This is a genomic window from Sagittula sp. SSi028, assembly GCF_048553715.1.
Taxonomy (GTDB): Bacteria; Pseudomonadota; Alphaproteobacteria; order Rhodobacterales; family Rhodobacteraceae; genus Sagittula.
The window spans coordinates 61,606-77,169 of sequence record NZ_JBLZNC010000001.1 but is presented as its reverse complement, the minus strand read 5'-3'; the positions used below and the strand labels follow the sequence as shown (position 1 = coordinate 77,169).

Here is a 15,564-nt window from a genome sequence, read left to right as displayed (position 1 = left end):
TATTGATTAGCACTATTTTGACACCTGCGACCTAACGCGCGCCCCGTTTGCCGCCCCGCTCGGCTAAGCTGCTGTCAGTTGCGTGATGCGCCACTATCGGAAAGACCGGCCATGAAAATCCTCTCCATCCTTACGGCGATCATTGTCGCGGCGGTTTTGTACCTTTTGGTGATGGAGCGCGAGGCGCTTCTTGGCTGGACCGGCGCGCCTGAAACCGCCCAAGCCGACAGCCCCGCAGACGCAGCACCCCAAGGCACCACCGATAGCCGAGTGAGCGAACAGCCGTCCATCTCGGTCATGGCGCGCCGGTCGCTGTCGCAGGAAATCGACAGCGCCGTGCAGTTGCGGGGCGAAACACAGGCCATGCGTCAGGTGGATGTGGTGCCGGAAACGCGTGGCAAGGTGGTCAACGACCCGCTGCGGCGCGGCGCATTGGTCGAGGCGGGCGATCTGCTGTGCGAAATCGCGCCCGGCACCCGTGGCGTATCCCTGCAAGAGGCGCAGGCGCGATTGTCCGAGGCCCGCGCCCGCCTGCCCGAAGCCCGCGCCCGCCTGCTGGAGGCACAGGCTCAGGAACCCGCCGCCCGAGCTGCGATCCTCGAGGCCGAGGCCAATGTCCCCGCAGCCGAGGCCAGTCTGGCACAGGCCCGCGCCAGCGTGCCCGCCGCCGAAGCCGGTCTGCTCGAGGCACAGGCCCGCCTGCCGGAGGCCGAAGCCCGCCTGACCGAGGCCCGCGCCATGGTGCCCGCCGCCGAGGCCGCGCTGCGTCAGGCGCAGGCCAACGTCCCCGCAGCCGAAGCCGCATTGGCGCAGGCCGAAGCAGGCCGCCCCGAGGCACAGGCCCGCCTGCGCGAGGCCGAGGCCCGTGTCCGCGAGGCAGACATCAGCCTTAACGCGAACTCCCGCCTCAACCGCAGCGGCTTTGCCGGTGAAATTGCTCTGGCCTCTGCCCAAGCCGCATTTGAAAGCGCGAAAGCCGGCGAGCAATCCGCCTTGGCGGGGGTCAAAGCCGCGGATGCCGCCGTGGAACAGGCCAAGGGCGCGCTGGAAGGCGCGCGCGCGCAGGTGGCCTCTGCAGAAAGTCAGGTGGAAAGCGCCCGTGCCGCTGTGCGCGCCGCCGAAAGCCAGATCCAGAACGCCCGCGCAGGCATCGAAACCGCCCGCAGCAATATCGAAAGCGCCCGCGCCGCCGTGCAATCCGCGCTAAGCCAGGTCGAAGGCGCGCGCGCCGCCGTCAGCGCCAGCACCGCCGCGCTTGAAGGGGCCGTAGCCGGGATCGAGACCGCCAAGGCGGGCGAGGAAAATGCGCTCAGCGGCATTCAAAGCGCCGAGGCCGCGCTGGCCACTACCCGTCAGGACATCGAACGGCTCAGCCTCTATGCGCCTTTTGGTGGCGTGCTGGAGTCGGACACGGCGGAGCTTGGCGCGCTGCTCAACCCCGAAGCGGGCAGCGTCTGCGCCACCATCATCCAGATCGACCCGATCAAGATCGCCGGTTTTGTGCCCGAATCCTCGGTCGGGCGGATCGAACAAGGCGCGCAGGCCACCGCGCGTCTGATCGACGGGCGCGAGGTCACAGGACAGGTCAGCTTTGTCTCGCGCAGCGCCGATCCGGTAACGCGCACCTTTCTGGTCGAACTGACCGTGCCGAACGCGGATCTGTCCATCCGCGACGGGCAAACCGTCGATATCGTGATCGCCGCCGAAGGCGCGCAGGCGCATCTGTTGCCTCAGTCCGCGCTGACCCTCAACGACAATGGTGATCTGGGCGTGCGGCTGGTGGATGACGCGGGGCGTGCACAATTCGCCGCCGTGTCCGTGCTGCGCGACACCCGCGACGGGGTCTGGGTCAGCGGCCTGCCCGACAGCGCCGATGTCATTATCCTTGGACAGGAATACGTGACCGACGGGGTGCCCGTAGCTGCCCAATTCGAGGAGGTCATTCAATGACCGGCATCATCGACTGGGCCGCCCAGCGCGCCCGCATGGTTCTGGCCTTTATCGCTCTGTCCCTGCTGGCAGGCGGCTGGGCCTATGCCACCCTGCCCAAAGAGGGCGAGCCCGACATTGAAATTCCGGCGCTGTTCGTCTCTGTGCCCTTCCCCGGCATCTCCGCCGCCGATGCAGAGCGGCTGTTGGTCAAGCCGATGGAAACGGAACTGTCCGATCTCGATGGGCTGAAATCCATGTCGGGAACCGCAGCCGAAGGCTATGCCGGTGTGGCGCTGGAATTCGAATTCGGCTGGGACAAGACCAAGATCATCGCCGACGTGCGCGACGGGATGAACAACGCCGAAGGCAAGTTTCCCAGCGGCGCAGAACAGTATTCGATCAACGAGATCAACTTTTCCGAATTCCCCATCCTGATCGTCAACCTGACTGGCCCGGTGCCTGAACGCACCATGGCCCGCATTGCCAAAGATCTGCAGGATCGCGTCGAAGGTCTGGATGCTGTGCTGGAGGCCGGGATTGCCGGCAACCGCGACGAAATGGTCGAGGTCATCATCGATCCGCTGCGACTGGAAAGCTATAACATCACAGCGGCCGAGCTGATCAATGTGGTGCAGAACAACAACCAGCTGATCGCGGCCGGCGAGATCGAAACCGAACAGGGAACATTTGCGGTCAAGATCCCTGCCTCTTTCGAGGAAAGTCAGGACATCTACAGCCTGCCGGTGAAAACCAATGGCCAGCGCACCGTGACGCTGGGCGAGCTGGCCGAGATCCGCCTGACCTTTGAGGACCGCACCGGCACTGCACGGTTCAACGGTCAAAGCACCGTGGCGCTGCAAGTGGTCAAACGCAAAGGGTTCAACATCATCGACACCGCCAACGAGGTGCGTGCCGTCATCGCCGAGGCAGAGGCCCAATGGCCCCCTCAGCTGCGTGCGGTGCTCGACCTTGGGGCGTCGAACGACCAGTCGCGGCAGGTGTCGTCCATGGTGACACAGCTCGAAGGATCGGTGCTGACGGCGATTGCGCTGGTGATGATCGTGGTGCTGGCCTCGCTCGGGCTGCGGCCAGCGCTGCTGGTGGGCTTTGCCATTCCCACCTCCTTTTTGCTGTGTTTCCTGCTGCTGGCACTGATGGGGGTCACCGTGTCCAACATCGTGATGTTCGGGCTGATCCTTGCGGTGGGGATGCTGGTGGACGGGGCCATCGTTGTGGTGGAATACGCCGACAAGCGCATCGACGAAGGGTCCGGCCCGATGCACGCCTATGTCGAGGCGGCGCATCGCATGTTCTGGCCCGTGGTGTCATCGACCGCCACGACGCTTTGCGCCTTTTTGCCGATGCTGTTCTGGCCGGGCGTGCCGGGGCAATTCATGGGCATGCTGCCTGTGACGCTGATCTTTGTGCTCTCCGCCTCTCTGGTGGTGGCGCTGATCTACCTGCCGGTGATGGGCGGCGTGTCTGGGCGTTGGTCACGCAACATCCACCGCATGGGACAGGGCTTGCGTCAAGCGGCGCCCTTGTGGCTGCGGCTGGCCTTGGTGCCTGTTGCCCTGTTCGGCTTGTTCACCGGTGCCATAATGGTGCTGAACCCGTCCTATCTCGGCGAGACACAGGCGACGGGTCTAGGCGCACGTCTGCCGGGGATCGTCGTCTTTCTGGCCTTTGGCGTGCTGTCCTCTGTGGTGATGGACGCAGCCGCCCCCCAGCGCAAACCGCGCCGCATCGAAGGCAGCTATCGCCGTTCGGTCTTTGGCCGGGTCATGCATTTCATCGCGGGCAATCCCATCATGCCGCTGGTGACCATTGCCGCCGTGATCGGCTTTGTGATCTTCAGTTTCGGCTACTACGGGCAGAACAACAACGGCACCGATTTCTTTGTCGAAAGCGAGCCGGAACAGGCCATTGTCTATGTGCGCGCGCGGGGCAACCTGTCGCTCGTGGAAAAGGACGCCATCGTGGCCCGCGCCGAACGGATTGTGCTGGATCATCCCGGTATTCTCAACGCCTTTGCCTTTGCCGGTGATGGCGGGCTAGATAACAACACCGGCGGTGCCGAAGCCCCCGAAGACACCATCGGGCAGGTCCAGTTCGAAACCATTCCGTGGGAGGATCGCGCCGCCTATGCCGCAAGCCACGCCGACAGTGTCACGCTGGCGCAGCTCGACGGCGATGTGATCATCGACGACCTGACCACCAAGCTGAACCGCATCCCCGGGATCGAGATCGAGATCCTTGCCCAAGCGCGCGGTCCGGCCTCGGCCAAGCCGGTGCACCTGCGGCTCAAAGGCGACAATTGGGAGGATCTGCTGACGGCGGCTGGCCGTGCACGGGCGCAGTTCGAAGCCACCCCCGGCCTGACCTTGATCGAGGACACCCGCCCCCTGCCCGGCATTGACTGGCAGATCGATGTGGATGTGGAAAAGGCCGGTCTGTATGGCGCGGATGTGGCGACCGTGGGGGCCATGGTGCAGCTTGTCACCCGCGGCATCCTGCTCGACACCATGCGGGTGGATTCATCGGACGAGGAAATCGAGATCAGGGTCCGCCTTCCCGAGGAGGATCGCGTGCTGTCCACCCTCGACACGCTCAAGGTCCGCACCGCAGACGGGCTGATCCCGCTGTCGAATTTCGTCACCCGCCAGCCGGTGCAAAAACTGGCCGAGATCAACCGCATCGACCAGAAACGCTATTTCGATGTGAAGGCGGATGTCACAAGCGGTTTGGCCAAGATCGTGGAGGGGGAGCAGACCATCGCAACTCTGCGCCCCTTGGCCGATGGTGCGGGCGCCGATCCTGTCTACACCGCGCCGAATGGCAAACGCTACGCCCTGCTGTCCGCGTCCCAAGGGCAGACAGCGCAATCCGTACGCGCCATCTGGGAGGACGGCGACGCCACGATTGTGCCAGTCACCCCGAACGAACGCATCGCAACGCTCACGACATGGCTCGACACCGCCCCTCTGCCTGCGGGCATCGCTTGGGAATGGACCGGCGACCAAGAGGATCAGGCGGAATCCCAAGCCTTTCTACAAAGCGCCTTTGCCGGTGCGCTGGGGCTGATGTTCATCATCCTGCTGGCGCAGTTCAACTCCTTCTACAATTCCGTTCTGGTGCTGCTGGCGGTCGTCATGTCTGTGGCGGGTGTGCTGTGGGGCATGATCATCATGGGGCAGTCTTTCTCTGTCATCATGACGGGCGTGGGGATCGTCGCGCTGGCGGGGATCGTGGTGAACAACAATATCGTTCTGATCGATACCTATCAGGAATACGCCCGCTACATGCCCCGGATCGAGGCCATCGTGCGCACCGCAGAGGACCGCATTCGCCCTGTTTTGCTGACCACGATCACCACGATGGCCGGGCTGGCGCCGATGATGTTCGGCCTGTCACTGGATTTCTTCAATGGTGGCTATTCGATCGACAGCCCCACTGCGCTGTGGTGGAAAAACCTTGCCACGGCAGTGGTCTTTGGTCTTGCCACGGCGACGGTGCTGACACTGGTCTTTACCCCGTCGATGCTGGCAATCCGGATCTGGGCAGGCACCTATGCCAAATGGATGGCGGTTCAACTTGGCCGCGCGTCCTTTGGCAAGGGAAGTCGCATCGCGCGCGACTGGGCGCTTCAGCGGGAGGCAAAGCAGATCAAAGCGCCGGAAATCCAATGGGTCGATCCGACACCGGCGGAGGCGGCACAGGATCGCGCGCTGCGCGCCGCCGAGTAGTCACGAAACGGTTCGAGGCTCCGACTGCTTCTCCTGTCGGCAGCGCTGCGAACAGTAGCGCACGTTGTCCCAGTCCTTGGCCCATTTCTTGCGCCAGACAAAGGGACGCCCGCAGGTGGCACAAACCTTTTGCGGCAGGTCAGATTTCTTAACGCCGCGTGGCATGGCGTGCTCCGGTAACAAAAAGGGTGTGGACCCGCACGATCCACACCCTTTTCTACGTGCCGTGAACAGATGAGGATCAGTCCACGTTTTCGGCGGGCACCGGGTTTTCAGGCTCGGTCACCTCGACCCCGGGGCCGACTTCGACCTGCGTCTCCGCCCCCTCGGGGCCTTCGGCGTTGATCAACTGGTAGGCTCCCAGCACCAACATCAGAATTGCGGCAAAGACCAGCCCCAAACGCATTCCGGTCAAGGGGGTTTTGTGCTGGCGTTCCTGTTCTTTTACATTCGTGTCGGGCGCGGACATCGGTATCTCCTGAACAAAAAGCAGCGGGCATGGTTGCCGCCACTTGGTTACAGGCCTAACACTTCGACAACCGCACGAGTTCCATCGCGCCGCAAAATGTAGGAGCATCCCCATGAAGGATCAGGCCCCAACCGCCCCCCAGACTGTCTACCTCAAGGATTACACCCCCTTCGGCTGGACCGTCGAAGATGTGCACCTGACCTTTCGGCTGGCCCCTGAAAGCACGCGCGTTCTGGCCCGCATCCATTTCGCCCCCGCGCCCGATGCCCCGAAACAGGACTTCTTCCTTCACGGAGAAGAGCTGACCCTGATTTCCGCCAAGATCGACGGTGTTGCGGTCCAGCCAGCGCTGACCGCGCAAGGATTGACCGTTTCCGTGCCCGATGGTCCCTTTTTGTGGGAGGCCGAGGTCGAGATCGCCCCGATCAAGAACACCGCGCTGGAAGGTCTGTACATGTCGAACGGCATGTATTGCACCCAGTGCGAGGCAGAGGGCTTTCGCAAGATCACCTACTATCCCGACCGCCCCGACGTGATGTCGGTGTTTACTGTGCGGATCGAAGGGGACGCGCCTGTCAAACTGTCCAACGGCAATCCCACTGACAGCGGCGAAGGCTTTGCGGAATGGCATGATCCGTGGCCCAAACCCGCTTATCTTTTCGCGCTGGTGGCTGGCGATCTGGTCAACCACCCCGACCGGTTCATCACCACCTCCGGCAAGGACGTCGAGCTCAACATCTGGGTCCGCCCCGGCGACGAGAACAAATGCGCCTTTGGCATGGAGGCGTTGAAGAAATCGATGCGCTGGGACGAAGAGGTTTACGGTCGTGAATACGATCTGGACATCTTCAACATCGTGGCCGTGGATGATTTCAACATGGGTGCGATGGAGAACAAGGGTTTGAATATATTCAACTCCTCCTGTGTTCTCGCCTCGCCCGAAACCTCGACCGATGCCAATTTCGAGCGGATCGAGGCAATCATCGCGCATGAGTATTTTCACAACTGGACCGGCAATCGCATCACCTGCCGCGACTGGTTCCAGCTGTGCCTGAAAGAAGGGCTGACCGTCTACCGCGACAGCCAGTTCACCTCGGACGTGCGGTCCGCGCCGGTAAAACGCATCGAGGATGTGATCGTGCTGCGCGCTCGCCAGTTTCCCGAGGATCAAGGCCCCCTGTCCCATCCCGTGCGGCCGGAAAGCTTCCAAGAGATCAATAACTTCTACACGGCCACCGTGTACGAGAAAGGCGCCGAGGTGATCGGCATGCTGAAACTCTTGGTCGGGGACGAGGCGTATTACAAAGCGCTGGATCTGTATTTTGACCGCCACGACGGTGACGCCGCCACAATCGAGGATTGGTTGCAGGTCTTCGAGGACAGCACCGGACGCGATTTGTCGCAGTTCAAGCTGTGGTATTCCCAATCCGGCACCCCGCGCGTGGCGGTCGATGAGACATTCGAAGACGGCCGTTATACCCTGACCCTGCGCCAGCATTCGCCGGACACCGCAAACCAGACAGACAAGAAACCACAGGTCATTCCAGTGGCTGTCGGGTTGCTGTCGCCCGATGGGACCGAGGTCGCACCCACGACTGTGCTGGAACTGACCGAAAACGAGCAAAGCTTTACCTTTGACGGCTTGACCGAAAAGCCCGTGCCCTCGCTCCTGCGGGGCTTCTCTGCCCCGATCGTGCTGGAACGCACCACAACCGCGCAGGAAAAGACGTTCCTGCTGGCACATGACACCGACAGCTTTAACCGTTGGGAGGCCAATCGCGACCTTGCCCGTGATTGCCTGCTGGCAATGATCGTGGAGGGCGCGGGGCCTGATCAAGACTGGCTCGACAGTCTGACAAAGGTTCTGCGTGACGACACGCTCGACCCGGCCTATCGCGCCCTGATGCTGGGCGGGCCTAGCAACAGCGATCTGGCGCAGGTGTTGTTTGAACGCGGCCATACCCCGGATCCCGATGCGATCTACGACGCCTCCGAGACACTGGCCCAATATCGCGCAGAGCTGTGGGTCGACCTGCTGCCCCGACTGGCCGCGGAAGCCCGCGTCACCGCCCCCTACGCGCCGGACGCCGAACAATCCGGCAAGCGCGCCCTCGGCGGCGCGGTTCTGGCGTTGCAGACCCGACTGGACGGCGGCAAGGCGGCGCAGGCACAATTCGACACCGCTGACAACATGACGCTGCAGCTGGGCGCGCTGGCGCAATTGGTGCGCGCAGGTCAGGGTGAAGCAGCATTGGCGACTTTCTACGACCAATGGAAAGACGACCGGCTGGTGATGGACAAGTGGTTCGGGCTGCAGATTGGCGCGCTGCCGCCAGCGGAAGCGGTGTCGCGCGCATCGGCTTTGACGGAGCATGCCGATTTCACCATGCGCAACCCCAACCGCTTCCGCGCCACGCTTGGCGCCTTGGCCGGGTATCATGCGGCGTTCCATCAAGCGGATGGGTCGGGCTACCGGCTGCTGAGTGACAAGTTGATCGCGCTGGATGATCTGAACCCACAAACAACAGCCCGGATGTGTTCTGCTTTCCAAACCTGGACACGTTACGATGACAACCGTCGCTCCTTGATGAAGGCCGAATTGGAACGCATCAAGGCCAAGCCGAAGCTGAGCCGCGATACCGACGAAATGGTCAGCCGTATTCTCAATGCCTGACCGATTGGCGGGGGGCCAGCCCCCCGCACCCCCCGAGGTATTTCGACCAAGAAAAAACCAAGCGTTGGCGGCCCCGTTTGAACGGGGTCATGATGCGGAAAAGTTCAGGCGAAGGGAGCATTGCCATGAGCGGTTTGTTGATCGTAACGGGGGCGTCCTCGGGGATTGGGGCGGCGACTGCACGAAATGCAGCGTTTAATGGATGGTCACGCATTGTTGTCCACTACAACAGCGATCAGGCCGGCGCGGAGGAGACGGCCGGTGTGATCGAAAGCATGGGCGCGCAAGCCTATCTGTTTCGTGCTGACCTGGCCAAGCCCAAAGCCATTGCGCAGATGTTCAAACCTTTGCGGGATCTCAAATCCGGGCGGATCGGGCTGATGAACAATGCCGGTGTGGTTGCCCCCAAAGCCGGCATCGCGGATCTGACGCCGGAGCGCGTGTCGGATATCTTTGCCGTGAACGTGTTGGGGGCGATTGAAGTGGCCCGCCAAAGTGTTTCGTTGATGCGGGAGTGGGGCAAAGGGGGGGCGATCGTCAACGTTTCCTCCGTGGCGGCGCGTTTGGGATCGGGCAATCTGTTTGTGGACTACGCGGCAAGCAAGGGTGCGATCGATAGTTTCACCCTTGGGCTGGCGGATGAGCTGGCGCCGGAAGGCATCCGCGTCAATGCCATTCGTCCCGGTTTGATCGACACCGATATCCATGCGAAAGGCGGATATCCGGATCGACTGGCAGAAATCGGACATACGCCGCCCTTGGGGCGCCCGGGGCGTGCGGACGAGGTGGCGGAAACCGCGCTATGGCTCCTGTCGGAACGCGCGTCCTATATCACGCGGTCTTTGATTGATGTCAGTGGAGGACGGTAGGTTTCTGCAAGACCTGCGCCGTCGTTTGGGTTAAGATGACCGAAGGGTCCGCATCTTGCAAAGGTGTGGTTTCGTCTCTGGCCGGTCTGGAAAATCGGATTATATCGGTGAAAACTAGACTTCTTTTGTGGTGTCTGTCATGGAGCAGACAAGTTAACGTGATCATGGCTGACCTATGAAAGACCGCATCGACCCCCTGATCGAGGAACGCGCCCCCTGGTTCAATCGCGACACGCACAGCGTTGCTTTGGCGCGGCGAGTTCTCGAGCGTGTTCTGCAGTATGATCATACGCTTGAGGTCGCCTCGCAGTTGGAGAACCTCAGCGCGCAGGATGGCTTCCGTCTGCTGGGCGAGATGGTCTATCGTGATGTTGAGATCACCGGCCTGCATAACATCCCGCGGCAGGGCCCTGCCCTGATCGTGTCGAACCACCCCACGGGGCTGGCGGATGGTGTGATCTTGTACAACGCTTTGGCCGATCTGCGGCCTGACACCTATTTCTTTGCCAACAAGGATGTGGTGCGGGTTCTGCCGCAGCTGGATGATATCATCTGCCCTGTTGAATGGCGCAAGGAACAGCGCTCGCACGCGAAAACGCGTGAGACCATGGCCTACTGCCGCAACGCCGTCGAGCAAGGGCGGTTGGGGGTCATCTTCCCGTCGGGCCGTCTGGCCAAACGCCGTGGTCTGAGCCTGCATGAGCGTCCATGGATGGCCTCTGCGGCCATGATCGCACGCAAGCTGGATCTGCCGGTCATTCCTGTGAACATCCGCGCGCGCAATTCGGTCATGTTTTACATGTTCGATATGCTGCATGCCACGCTGCGCGATATTTCACTGTTTCATGAGACATTGAATAAGGCGCGCCAGCCCTTCCGCATCACTATTGGCGAGCCGATCTCACCCAAAGCGCTGCCAGCCAAATCCGAAGAGGGCATCGATATGTTGCGTAAAGCGACTTTGTCCTTGGGCGGGCCCCGCGCGCCTGCGGTGTCGCTGGTCGATGCCACGCGCCGTCCGAGCTGGTACAAGGCTTAATTCCACCGCCCCCATGAGAGGCCGCTGATCAGTCGGATTGTGTTGAAAGCACCGGATGTGTTGCGGTTTGATCCGCTGATGGCTCCCGCGTGGCATTCAGGCTGATGAATTGGCCGTTCGTGTCGGTGCCATCTGCCTGCATATCCTCGCGCGCCACAGGACGCAGCGAACGATGCAAGCCTTGGCAATAGGACTGGTCGCGCGTCCAGCGGATCATATCCTGACGTTTTCGACTGGAATGGAAAGGTCCCCAGTCTGCCGCCACGCCACGCATGCCCGCGCTGACCACACCGTCGCGTTCAACGGTGTGGGCCATGATCCGCAAAGCGCAGGAAAGATTGGCCTGAGGGTCTTTGAGCGCGCCGCCGCTGCGCGCCGCACAACCATACCCACGGGCAGTGCTGGGCAGGATTTGTGTCAAACCGTACCACCGGCCACCGCCGCCAACCGCCGCAGGGCGATGGGTGCTTTCGTGCCACGCGAGGGACGACAAAAGTCCGACCCAAAAGGCCTCGCGCTGCGCGCGCGGGGCCGTAGGATAAGCGGGGCAGTAGGTCGCGATGTCCTTCGGGACAATCTCGGGCAAGTCAGAGGCATGTGCCCGCAGCGCCCGAATGGCCGCGAGGGTCCAGCTTTTGCGGCCGGGTTTGCCATCCCAACGGGCTTCGGGCACCGTGAGACGGCGGGCGACGGGGCGCAGCGATACAGAAACCGCCTGATCCGACATGACCTCCGGCGGGGTTATTCCGGCGGGCGACAACGGTGGATTGGCCACCGCAGGCGTTGCAACCGAGACTGTACCGATGAGCGCGAGAAGGGCAGCAACATGCAACATAACGCGCGGACAGTGCCCAAACGGGCCGCGATTCTCAACCCGATGGTGACAAGTGTTAGCAAAGCCTTGCCGAACCACGGCACGAATCTGCCGCTGCATCCTGTGATGACCCTGATACGGTCATAGATGCGCCCGATAGGAATGGCATAAGAACTGACAGCTTGCCGCCGTGCGACGGGGTCTGTGATCCATGCGCATCATCCGCCGTCGTTCGCCGCGCCTTTCGAGAGTTCAGACCAGCCCATGCGCCTGCCCAGACTGACCACATCTGCCGCGAAGCCCCCCCCGTCGCTGGATGCATCAGACCTCGCGCCCGCTGTGCCGCCGCTCCGCCCCGGCATCGAGATCCCTGTCTGCGCGCCCTCCCCCGATGCACAGGATCTGCAGCGGTTGCGTGAACGGGGGCGGCATCTGGCGCGACAGGAGGCGTGGGATAATCTGGCCGCTGAAATGCGCGACGCCGGGTCCAACAACTCGCTGACAGCCGGATTATACCCCGTGGCCATGTGTCTGGCAGAGGGCGCGCGATCCGACGTTTGCCACGCCATCAGACATGCGCAGGAGACCGGTGGCCGCGACCGGGTGACCGTGGTGTCGCAGGCCTTTGCCGCAAATCTTGCTGACGAGGACCCAGAAGACCAGCCGATGCTGAGCTACCTTCTGGCCATGGTCGAGCTGGAAACGGCGCATCTGTGGCGCGGGGCCTCGCCGGTGGCGGAGCTCGCCCCGCAGTTGCGCAGCGCCTATATGCAACACATGCGTGCGGCGCAGGCCTTGGCCGACCAGTTTGATCCGTTTGAGCATCAGTCGATGCTTTGGGCCGCGTTGCGCTGCGCCATTCTGGATGCGGATGCCGCACCCGCCACACGGATGGCCGACGATTACGAGGATCTGATCGAACTGGACCCGCACGCCCCCCTGCATCTCAAACGGCTCGGGGTGGATGCCGCACCGCGCCGCTTTGGCAGCTGGGAAGTGCTGGAGACGCAGGCCCGCCGCGCCGCACAGCAAACGCGGGACGTCTGGGGGATGGGCGGCTACAGTTGGGTCTATATCGGAGCGTTGGAACGCGACAGCGGCGCCTTTCGCCGCCTCGACGCCGAGCTGTTTTGCGAGGGGTTACACGACATACTCGAACGCTGTCCGACACAGGATATGGCCAACCGGCTGGCGGCTTTCACCGGCCTGACCGTCGGCGGCCCCACGGCCCCCGGCACCCCGCGCCGCCGCATTGCCGATGCGCTGGGATGGATCACACAGGATCACCTGCGCGAACTGCATCCTGAAATCTGGGCAGAGGCCCCTTCCGCCGTCCGCTTTCAAAGCACGGACACCGATCCGATCAAACGCGGACGCATGCGGGCCAACTCGACACTGGCGGAATTCTATGCCCCTGCCCTGCAGGCCGGTCGCAGGCTGGTGTTTGGCCCCGACGGGCTGCGCATGCTCAAGGGCGATTGACCGCAAACATGGCGGCGGCGGGCAGATCACATGCACGCGGACCTTGCCCCCGGCCCGCGCCTGAATTATTCCGCCGTCAACCTTGCCTTTACCGCCGACCCGAGAGGACGCCTCATGCTGGATCTGACCTTTGACACGCCCAAGCCCAAAGTGATCGCGGGCGCCAAGCACGACTGGGAACTGGTCATCGGGATGGAAGTCCACGCCCAGATCGCAACGGAGGCCAAACTGTTCTCGGGCGCGTCGACCAAATTCGGGGCGGAGCCGAACTCCAACGTGGCGTTTGTGGACGCGGCCATGCCCGGCATGCTGCCGGTCATCAACGAATACTGCATCGAACAGGCGGTGCGCACCGGTCTGGGGCTAAAGGCCGAGATCAACCTGAAATCCGCCTTTGACCGCAAGAACTACTTCTACCCCGACCTTCCGCAGGGCTACCAGATTTCGCAGCTCTACCATCCGCTGGTGGGCGAAGGTGAAATCATCGTCGATCTGGAACCGGGCATTGCGCGCCTTGTGCGGGTGGAACGTATCCACGTCGAACAGGACGCGGGCAAATCCATCCACGACATGGACCCGAACATGTCCTTTGTCGACCTCAACCGGACCGGTGTGGCGCTGATGGAAATCGTCTCGCGCCCTGACATCCGTGGCCCGGAAGAGGCCGCCGCCTATATTGCCAAGCTGCGTCAGATCCTGCGCTACTTGGGCACCTGCGACGGCAACATGCAAAACGGCAACCTGCGCGCGGATGTGAACGTGTCGATCTGCCGTCCCGGCCAGTACGAGAAGTATCAGGAAACGCAGGATTTCTCGCATCTTGGCACGCGCTGCGAGATCAAGAACATGAACTCCATGCGCTTCATCCAGCAGGCCATTGATGTCGAGGCACGCCGCCAGATCGCCATTGTCGAGGCAGGTGGCACCGTCGATCAGGAAACCCGCCTGTACGACCCGGACAAGAACGAGACCCGTTCCATGCGGTCCAAGGAAGAGGCGCATGATTACCGCTACTTCCCCTGCCCCGATCTTCTGCCATTGGAGATCGAACAGGCTTGGGTGGACGACATCGCGTCTTCGCTGCCCGAACTGCCGGACGAAAAGAAAGCGCGCTTTATGGGCGATTTCGGCCTGACAGATTATGACGCGGGCGTGCTGACCGCCGAGGTGGTGAATGCCAGCTATTTCGAACAGGTCGTGACCGAGGCGGGCGACGGCAAGCTGTCGGCCAACTGGGTGATCAACGAATTGTTCGGCCGTCTGAAAAAGGACGACAAGGACATCACCGACAGCCCGGTGTCGCCTGCACAACTGGCCGGTATCATCAAGCTGATCAAATCGGACGCCATTTCCGGCAAGATCGCCAAGGACTTGTTCGAGATCGTCTACACCGAAGGCGGCGACCCCGAGGCCATCGTTGAAGAACGCGGCATGAAGCAGGTCACCGACACCGGCGCGATCGAGGCGGCCGTTGATGAAATCATCGCCGCCAACCCTGCGCAGGTGGAAAAGGCCAAGCAGAACCCGAAACTTGCGGGTTGGTTCGTCGGTCAGGTGATGAAAGCCACCGGCGGCAAGGCCAACCCCAAGGCCGTGAACGAACTGGTGGCCCGCAAACTGGCGGAGAGCTGATCCACCGGATCAAACGCCTCTGCCGAGGATGGTCGGCGGGAGAGCATTATCGCAATACATTCGGCGTGGTCCGCGTAACGGGCCACGCGCTTGCGTTTGCGCTGCCAATCCCCGCACCGGGGGCTGGCAATCTTCTGCCACCGCCCCCATTTGCTGAAAGCTTACACAGATTTTTTGACGTCAAGGCCTGTTCTCAGGCCGCGAATTGTCTAAAATCCAGCGTCCGAGTCGAGAGAGGTTGAGAGATGAGCAGACCCGATCCCTTCGGTTTCGATATGTCGATCAAGTCCGCAAAGAAGAAGAACCCGCGCGGGCGACGCGGCATGACTGGCGAATCCGAAACATCGCAGCGCCTGTGTGAACATGAGGGCTGTGAACAGCCCGGCAAGTTCCGTGCGCCCAAGGCACCGGATGTGCTGGATGACTTTTACTGGTTCTGCAAGGATCACGTGCGCGAATACAACGCCAAGTGGTCTTTCTTTGACGGCAAGACCGAAGCAGAGATGAATGCGCAGGAATCCTCGGACAAGGTCTGGGAGCGCAAGACAAAAGACTGGCGCGACCCCGAGGCCAAGGCTTGGGCCCGTTTGGGCATTGAGGACCCACATCAGGTTCTGGGCGACAACGCGACCCGCAATCCCGGCCGTCAAAAGCCCGGCGGTGGCCGCAAACTGCCCCCCACCGAACGCAAGGCGCTGGAGATTCTCGACGCTGCCGAAGCCACCACCAAGGTGGAAATTCGCAAGGCTTACAAGAAGTTGATCAAGGTTTTGCACCCCGACATGAACGGTGGGGACCGCAGTCAGGAAGAGCAGCTTCAAGAGGTGGTCTGGGCTTGGGACCAGATCAAGGATTCGCGGTCCTTCAAGTAGGCGCGCGACCGATGGAGTAAAAACGCCCGCAGCCG

11 protein-coding genes are annotated in these 15,564 nt (G+C 62.2%); 8 read left to right on the top strand and 3 right to left on the bottom strand.

Annotated elements, in window-relative coordinates; genetic code table 11:
- Positions 1-111 precede the first annotated feature (111 nt).
- Positions 112-1,950 (top strand): efflux RND transporter periplasmic adaptor subunit, encoded by a 1,839-nt coding sequence (locus ACN5AZ_RS00345; RefSeq protein WP_419426855.1) that lies wholly within the window; start codon positions 112-114, stop codon positions 1,948-1,950.
- The gene (locus tag ACN5AZ_RS00340; RefSeq protein ID WP_419426854.1) at positions 1,947-5,678 is read left to right on the top strand and encodes an efflux RND transporter permease subunit; all 3,732 of its coding nucleotides are present in this window, start codon (positions 1,947-1,949) and stop codon (positions 5,676-5,678) included. Before ACN5AZ_RS00345 ends, ACN5AZ_RS00340 begins: the two co-directional genes overlap by 4 nt.
- On the opposite strand, the gene ACN5AZ_RS00335 is transcribed toward ACN5AZ_RS00340, so the two are convergent.
- Entirely contained in the window at positions 5,679-5,843 is a 165-nt protein-coding gene (locus ACN5AZ_RS00335; RefSeq protein WP_419426853.1) for a DUF2256 domain-containing protein, read from the bottom strand. It lies immediately after the preceding gene.
- A gap of 76 nt (positions 5,844-5,919) precedes the next feature.
- The gene (locus ACN5AZ_RS00330; RefSeq protein ID WP_419426852.1) at positions 5,920-6,147 is read right to left on the bottom strand and encodes a hypothetical protein; all 228 of its coding nucleotides are present in this window, start codon (positions 6,145-6,147) and stop codon (positions 5,920-5,922) included.
- 112 nt (positions 6,148-6,259) lie between these two features.
- Here ACN5AZ_RS00330 and pepN point away from each other — a divergent pair, with 112 nt between their 5' ends.
- From pepN to ACN5AZ_RS00315, 3 genes are all read left to right on the top strand, one after another.
- Positions 6,260-8,821: an aminopeptidase N gene (gene pepN / locus ACN5AZ_RS00325; protein WP_419426851.1), complete on the top strand. Its 2,562-nt coding sequence runs from the start codon at positions 6,260-6,262 to the stop codon at positions 8,819-8,821.
- Positions 8,822-8,946: 125 nt separating this feature from the next.
- Complete coding sequence (locus ACN5AZ_RS00320; protein WP_419426850.1) at positions 8,947-9,690, top strand: SDR family oxidoreductase; 744 nt, start codon at positions 8,947-8,949, stop codon at positions 9,688-9,690.
- A gap of 175 nt (positions 9,691-9,865) precedes the next feature.
- Entirely contained in the window at positions 9,866-10,729 is an 864-nt protein-coding gene (locus tag ACN5AZ_RS00315; RefSeq protein ID WP_419426849.1) for a lysophospholipid acyltransferase family protein, read from the top strand.
- A gap of 28 nt (positions 10,730-10,757) precedes the next feature.
- Here ACN5AZ_RS00315 and ACN5AZ_RS00310 read toward each other — a convergent pair whose 3' ends face one another.
- A complete protein-coding gene (locus ACN5AZ_RS00310; protein WP_419426848.1) occupies positions 10,758-11,564 on the bottom strand; it encodes a transglycosylase SLT domain-containing protein in 807 nt (268 codons plus the stop codon).
- A 243-nt stretch (positions 11,565-11,807) separates the two neighbouring features.
- Between ACN5AZ_RS00310 and ACN5AZ_RS00305 the strand changes: the two genes are divergently transcribed.
- The 3 genes from ACN5AZ_RS00305 to ACN5AZ_RS00295 all read left to right on the top strand — a co-directional run bounded on the left by ACN5AZ_RS00305 (position 11,808) and on the right by ACN5AZ_RS00295 (position 15,529).
- The gene (locus ACN5AZ_RS00305) at positions 11,808-13,025 is read left to right on the top strand and encodes a hypothetical protein (RefSeq protein WP_419426847.1); all 1,218 of its coding nucleotides are present in this window, start codon (positions 11,808-11,810) and stop codon (positions 13,023-13,025) included.
- Between the two features lie 114 nt (positions 13,026-13,139).
- On the top strand, positions 13,140-14,657 hold the full coding sequence (gene gatB, locus ACN5AZ_RS00300; protein ID WP_419427448.1) for an Asp-tRNA(Asn)/Glu-tRNA(Gln) amidotransferase subunit GatB: 1,518 nt from the start codon (positions 13,140-13,142) through the stop codon (positions 14,655-14,657).
- Positions 14,658-14,902: 245 nt separating this feature from the next.
- Positions 14,903-15,529, top strand: a complete 627-nt coding sequence (locus tag ACN5AZ_RS00295; protein ID WP_419426846.1) for a DnaJ domain-containing protein — start codon at positions 14,903-14,905, stop codon at positions 15,527-15,529.
- Positions 15,530-15,564 lie beyond the last annotated feature (35 nt).